Source organism: Halobiforma nitratireducens JCM 10879 (assembly GCF_000337895.1).
In the GTDB taxonomy this organism is placed as follows: Archaea; Halobacteriota; Halobacteria; order Halobacteriales; family Natrialbaceae; genus Natronobacterium; species Natronobacterium nitratireducens.
The window spans coordinates 1-4,386 of sequence record NZ_AOMA01000156.1 but is presented as its reverse complement, the minus strand read 5'-3'; the positions used below and the strand labels follow the sequence as shown (position 1 = coordinate 4,386).

Here is a 4,386-nt window from a genome sequence, read left to right as displayed (position 1 = left end):
TTTCAAAACAGGACTCTCAGGCCATATAGCGGCATTAAGACGAATATCATAAATTCAATACTGTCGCCTTCTTGCGTTCAACAGAGCATTTCGACCGCAACCGGACTACCCGCTGGCGGTTCGGCGTTCTTATTTTCGCCAACGTACACTTTAGTATCATCGACCACATTGGACTGTTGTGAGTCTACTCTCGATCTCGAGTCAGTCTGCTCGGATTTCGTTACGACTATTTCGGAGTCTTCGAGAGCTTTGATTAACTCCTCTTCTGTTAATTCATCCTGGTCTCCTTCCTCCGTCTTGGCTGCGGCGGCAGCAGGGACGGCCAGTAATGAGCCACTGAGGGCCCCAGTCGTTAGTAGTGTCTTTCGTCGTGAAATATTGTCTCTATCAGACATCAATTTTGGATTGACTATCAATATATTAGTGTATTTCGATTGGAATGGAAGAATGTTAGCAGCGCCTATCTGAGTTGCATGTGTGTTGTAGGCAAGTTGACCTGCGGCTCGACGTCGTCATCGACCGGCCAGTACGTTCGGTCGCGGGTCGGGCCATCGTAGTCGACGAGGTCGTACTCGACGAGCTTCGGGAACTTCTTCCGACGGGCCCGTTCGCCGATCGGCGTCGCAGGCGTGCCCTGGTACGCCTCTTCGGCGATCTCATCGTAGCGTGCGTGCAACTCCGAGCCCGAGATCTCGCCGGCCTCGTGGACGATCGCGTACAACACTTGGTGGTGCGTCGGCAGCGAGTCGATGTTGAGCTCACGGATGTGGTGCCAGGCTCGTTCCTTTCCGTCCTGGATATCCCCGTCACGGATTCGGTAATGGGTCTGGTCGGTAGCCTCGAGGGCGGCACCCCAGAGCCACTGGATGCCTTTTCGAGCGACGCCGGCGACCTCGTCGGCGATGTACTCGAGTTGGTCTCGTGAGACGACATCGGCGCGATGGAACCCCTGGCGAGCACGTCGGTGGAGGATTTCGGTCAGCTCGTCGACGTGGTACCGCTCGAGGGCGATATGGCCACGATCGAACGAGTGGCCGTTGTCGACATCGAGCCGGGAGAGCCAGTCAGTTGCGTCGTGGGCGATGGCGATGACGGTCAGCTGAGGCTGTCGCAGCAGGTCTCCAAGGACGTCGGTCTCTGGAAGTTCGTCGCCTTCGTCTAGGACGACAACCGTCTCTCGATCAGTCGCACTACGCAGTTGCCGGCGGACGGCGTCAGTCGAGGTCGTCGTTGCCACGTTGTCCGGCCCGTTTGGATGGTCTTCGAGGATCGCCCGGAGGATGCCAGCCGATGTCTCCCGGAGACAGTTGACGCGGACTCGATGGATCGCCGTCTGCTCCTCGAGTCGGTCGAGGACGACCTTGGCAAATAGCGATTTCCCCACGCCACTGGGCCCTGACAAGAGGATGTTGTCCTGGTCCGGATTGCGCCAGTGCTCGAGGAGTTCGCGCATCTCCCCGCCGCGATGAAGCAGCTCGACGTCGTCATTGGAATCGTCGAAGACCCTCGGATCGGCTATCATATCACCAACGACTATCACGTTGCTTAAAAAGACTACTTGCAGTTCCGAATATTCGACTCAGTTTAAGTCTCTGACCGATGATCGGTCTTGATGGCCGTGACTGAACAGCTGATACTCTGAGTTCAATGAAAAATAAGCGAAGTCGCCGTGCTGACTCAATCGCTGTATTCAGTTCACGAGCTATGTTTCTTTTTGGATGTTTCCTCAAGGGCGGGACCTTCTCCTGCTGGATCAGTACAAAAAATACGACTAAAACGGAGGTGCTACCAAGTTTCAATCCCGTCTCCGGGCTTTCTCCTACTGGAACTCGAAATGGAAGGCCGGCAAAGGCTACGGCGACGACTAGTTTCAATCCCGTCTCCGGGCTTTCTCCTACTGGAACACGGTGCACTGCCGGAGATCGACGCGGTGAATCTCAAGTTTCAATCCCGTCTCCGGGCTTTCTCCTACTGGAACGACGCAATCGAGGAGGCGATCGACCGCGAACTCGGCGAGTTTCAATCCCGTCTCCGGGCTTTCTCCTACTGGAACTACGGTAAAGAAACTCGAGATAGTGAACCAGCTACTGTTTCAATCCCGTCTCCGGGCTTTCTCCTACTGGAACCGCGTCGTTCCCCGCGAGTTCGATATCCAGTGGTTCGTTTCAATCCCGTCTCCGGGCTTTCTCCTACTGGAACGGCCGCCGACGCTCGTGACGACGGTGTGCGTGTGAAAGTTTCAATCCCGTCTCCGGGCTTTCTCCTACTGGAACAATAACAATCTCTGAGGGGGCAACAGCTGATGTCCAGTTTCAATCCCGTCTCCGGGCTTTCTCCTACTGGAACGGTGAGGGTTAGAAAGTCTTCAGCGGTGGATCCAAGGGGTTTCAATCCCGTCTCCGGGCTTTCTCCTACTGGAACATTAGCGTGGTTACGGCGGAGACTCGTGACCACCAGTTTCAATCCCGTCTCCGGGCTTTCTCCTACTGGAACCGTCGAAAAGGTACTCGTACCGGTCGTCGTGAAGCGGTTTCAATCCCGTCTCCGGGCTTTCTCCTACTGGAACCAACGAGCACGAGCGCGTCGTCGCTCGTGGCGTAGAGTTTCAATCCCGTCTCCGGGCTTTCTCCTACTGGAACGGTCGAAGTTGATGTTGAATGGTCCCTGTCGCTCAGTTTCAATCCCGTCTCCGGGCTTTCTCCTACTGGAACACGGCAGTGGTGGCGATGACGCCGACGGGACTGGGTTTCAATCCCGTCTCCGGGCTTTCTCCTACTGGAACGTCTACTGGATAGCGACTTAACCCGACTCGAGTGTTGTTTCAATCCCGTCTCCGGGCTTTCTCCTACTGGAACCCCCGTGATCCATCCGCGAGCGATCGATAGATATGCGTTTCAATCCCGTCTCCGGGCTTTCTCCTACTGGAACAGGGGGTTTAGATTCGTCCAGAGTGTTGCTGGCTAATTTTCCAGCACTCATTTACCGGTATGTCTTCGTCGACCCTTGCTGTACAGCCTGTTTAAGTGGGTCGATGAAGGTATGAATGAAATCTTTCTTTTTCCGTTTTCTCGGACGATTGGTGTATCATCCTCAGTATACGGTGGGATACCCGCTCTTGGCGTGACGGGTTCGTTCGCACTCGGTATACGCCGAGCACCTGTGGGCTATAATTTCCGCGGCCACGTCGGACTCGCCAGAGTCCTGTGCCGCAACCACTGTTGCTGTACTACTGCCTTGAGCCGGGCGCTGTCTATGCGCCGCTTTTCGCCTATCCCGGCGGAGCCTCGTGGGCAAAGAGCCCGTGCCCATGCATTCAAGCCAGAGGCGCCCGAGCCGGGCGTGACGGCGGGCGAGCCTACAGCCGTAACATCAACGGCTGAGAGCGGTGAAACTACCGCTTGTCGGCCGTGACCTGTAGCCACGACCGAGTTAGTACAACCCACAGAGGTGGCAACTAAGTAACTTATGGATTCGACATCTAAGTGAATTGCCAATGTACTAAGTAGGACTGATGTCAACAAGTAGTCGGTTGGTAGATCCAGAAAGGGTCGGAGGGTGGACATGAGAGGCAATCAGCGACTGCACGGGCGACGAATTGGAATTGATCATGGGTTCAATGAATCAGCAAACACTTAACGAGTTTTGCGCCGGCACCAAGTCCGAGACTATCGCTCGAACGATCCGACTCAAACTCGAATACCCTGTTGCACGCTTTCGAAATTAGGGCCAAAAACCAGATGATGTTGCAGGTTTCTCTGAACAGGGTTGGCTACTAATGCCCACATCCGGGTACCAAGCATCAACTAATTTTGCACATGCAACGGGCTATCGAAACAAGTGATCGAAAGAACAAGCTCGTTCGTGAGGTCATTGACGATTGGCAGACGATCGCCGACCGAATTGCGGACTATTTACCGTCGTTCTATCGCTACCAGTGGTCGGGGCGTCAGGCTACGCTGACGAGACTGGCAGAACGTCTTGAGCCCGACGACAGTAGTCTGTACGCACACGACCGGAACGCAGCAGCGTATAAAGTCCAGGAGGCGTTCGGGAGCTGGTACGATCGCGGCTGTCCCGGTGATAGACCGGTCGGGGAGTTCGGCTCGAGTAACTATCTGCGGAAGTGTAGTTGTTGTACGAAGCCGAGTCGTCACGTCGAAATCGTTGAGAACGATCGTGGCTTCGGGCTTCGCGTGAAGGTGAAGCCACGGGTAGACCCAGTGTGGTTTCATATCCGATGTGGCGAGTACCAGCGCGAATACCTCGATGGTCTCGTCTCGGGCGATCTTTCATACGGTGTTGCTCCGTTGCGAGGTCATCTAATCCTCCTCTCAGGCGTTCACTCCACTGTTCTTCGTGAGACTTGTAGGGAATTGGACGCCGTCT

General features: G+C 55.2%; 2 protein-coding genes, 1 pseudogene and 1 CRISPR repeat array. Of the genes and pseudogenes, 1 reads left to right on the top strand and 2 read right to left on the bottom strand.

What is annotated here, in order from left to right; genetic code table 11:
* Positions 1-77: 77 nt before the first annotated feature.
* Both C446_RS18890 and C446_RS14890 read right to left on the bottom strand, forming a co-directional pair.
* Positions 78-395, bottom strand: a complete 318-nt coding sequence (locus C446_RS18890) for a hypothetical protein (protein WP_152419454.1) — start codon at positions 393-395, stop codon at positions 78-80.
* Positions 396-460: 65 nt separating this feature from the next.
* The gene (locus C446_RS14890; RefSeq protein ID WP_006673948.1) at positions 461-1,522 is read right to left on the bottom strand and encodes a Cdc6/Cdc18 family protein; all 1,062 of its coding nucleotides are present in this window, start codon (positions 1,520-1,522) and stop codon (positions 461-463) included.
* A gap of 270 nt (positions 1,523-1,792) precedes the next feature.
* Positions 1,793-2,928: a CRISPR direct-repeat array (repeat unit 37 nt; unit sequence GTTTCAATCCCGTCTCCGGGCTTTCTCCTACTGGAAC).
* 887 nt (positions 2,929-3,815) lie between these two features.
* Here C446_RS14890 and C446_RS19670 point away from each other — a divergent pair.
* Positions 3,816-4,386 (top strand): annotated as a pseudogene (locus tag C446_RS19670) (hypothetical protein); the annotation flags it as partial.